This is a genomic window from Streptomyces sp. NRRL F-5122, assembly GCF_001507435.1.
Lineage (GTDB): Bacteria > Actinomycetota > Actinomycetes > Streptomycetales > Streptomycetaceae > Streptomyces > Streptomyces lannensis.
Genome location: NZ_LMWH01000056.1, coordinates 1 through 2166 on the forward strand (window position 1 = coordinate 1; position 2166 = coordinate 2166).

A 2166-nucleotide genomic window follows, 5' to 3' on the forward strand; every position below is an offset into this window, starting at 1 on the left:
CCCCTGACCCCCAACCAGATGTGGGCCGCCCTCATCTCCATCACCGGGCACGTGCCCGTCCCCCTCACCCGGGACGACTACCTCGAACTCCTGCCCGTGCGCTGGCAGCCCGTCACCGAACGCGGCATCCGCCTCAACCACCGCACCTACGACCACGACCTCCTCGCCCCCTACCGCGGACAGCCCTCCCCCCACACCACACGCGGCGGGAAATGGGAGATCCACATCAACCCCCACGACATCCGCCAGATCTGGCTGCGCCTGCCCAACGGCACGTTCGCCGAGATCCCCTGGATCCACCGCGACCACGTCCACCGCCCCTTCAACGAACAGACCTTCCACCACATCCGCGCCACCCTCCCCCGCCACACCGACCCCGACAGCCACGAAGCCGACCTCGCCGACGCCCTCGACCACCTCATGCGACGCGCCCGCACCGGCCACACCACACCAGCCGAAACACGCCTCCTCACCCGCACCAAGACCGCCCGAACACCCCTCCCCCCACCGGACACCGCCCCCCGAACCGGCACCGACAGAGCAGGCGACGGGACGGACGAGGACCCTCTCCACGCCGCCCCCGACTCAGACCCGGACCTCGACCCGCAGGACACGGACCTGGAAGCAGAAGAAGCAGAAGAAGCAGACACCGACGACCGTTCAGCCGACACCCCCTACACCGGACTCGGTCTCTACGACGCCCGGGCGGAGGCCCTGACATGGTGAACACCCACCCCACACCCGCAACCGGCCATCCCACCACCCAACCGCCCCAGTTGCCGGAACCCCCGGAACCGTCCGGGCCGTACACGGCGGACACAGAGGCGGCATCCTGGCCGGTGACCACCTGGCAGGGCTGGCAGCACTTCGCCACCACCGAACCCCCCGCACCGCCCCAACCCGGCCAGGCACCCCGCACCCGCGAAGAACGCCTCGCCTACCACTCCGCGTTCGTCACCGTCCGCACCCCCGCCATCAACACCCTCGCCCACCAAGTCCGCACCCTGATGATCCTCGGCCGCCACCAGCAGATCACCGCACGCCCCTCACTGATCGTCACCGGACCCCCGGCCGCCGGGAAGACCACCGCTCTCCTGCACGTCGGACGGACCTGCCACCTCGCCCACACCCTGCGCACCCCGCCCACGCAGGGATCAGCCCACCCCGCCGTGCCCGTCGCCTACGTCCTCGTCCCGCCCGGCGCCACCGCGAAAACCCTCACCACCGAATTCGCCCGCTACCTCGGCATCCCCACCACCACCCGCATGACCCAAGCCCAGATCACCGACGCCGTCTGCCACACCTACAACACCGCCGGCATCCAACTCGTCCTCATCGACGAAATCCACCGCCTCAACCCCCGCACCACCACCGGAGCCCAAGCCGCCGACCTGCTCAAAGACCTCACCGAACGCATCCGCGCCACCTTCGTCTACGCCGGCATCGACGTCACCACCACACCCCTGTTCACCGGCGTACGCGGCGCCCAACTCGCCGCCCGCGCCACCCTCATCCACTGCGGCCCCCTCCCCGCCCACCACGGCCAAACCCGCCCCTTCACCGACACCCTCACCGACCTCGAAAACGCCCTCGACCTCCACCACCACACACCCGGCACCCTCCCCCACCACGCCCCCTACCTCCACCAGCGCACCGCCGGCCGCATCGGCTCCCTCACCCGCCTCATCCGCCAAGCAGCCATCACCGCCATCCACAACGGCACCGAAAAAATCACCAAAGCCACCCTCGACGCAGTACAACTCGACCACCACGCCGAAACCCACCACCGCCCCACCACACAACACTGAACCCACCACCCCACACACCAACAAGCCAGCACCACCCAAACCAGAAAACAAAAAAAGAGGCCCCGATCCGCACACACGGGACCCCCTCGCCAGCCGGACTCTCGACGACGCCAGCGGCCAGCCGACACCGAACACCAACGGAAACCGTCCAACCCCAGCCATCCGACCAGGGAAAACACACACCGGGCCATTAGACCCAAACACCCGCCCCGCAGGAGCACCACAAACCCCCACCCAAGCCAAAACCGCAGCCCACACCCCCAACCCAGCACCCACTCCCTCCCCCACCCCCCTCAACGAATCAACAACACACCAGCTCAGCCACCACCCCACGCTCCAACTACCCTCCCGTCCAACA

At 68.7% G+C, this 2166-nt stretch carries 2 protein-coding genes; both read left to right on the forward strand.

Translation table 11 applies throughout. The features are described from left to right. The coding region (locus tag ADL25_RS09010) for a Mu transposase C-terminal domain-containing protein (protein WP_199839131.1) at window positions 1-726 on the forward strand (726 nt) is incomplete at its 5' end. 113 nt (window positions 727-839) lie between these two features. Next, window positions 840-1808: a TniB family NTP-binding protein gene (locus ADL25_RS09015; RefSeq protein WP_059127141.1), complete on the forward strand. Its 969-nt coding sequence runs from the start codon at window positions 840-842 to the stop codon at window positions 1806-1808. Window positions 1809-2166: the final 358 nt, after the last annotated feature.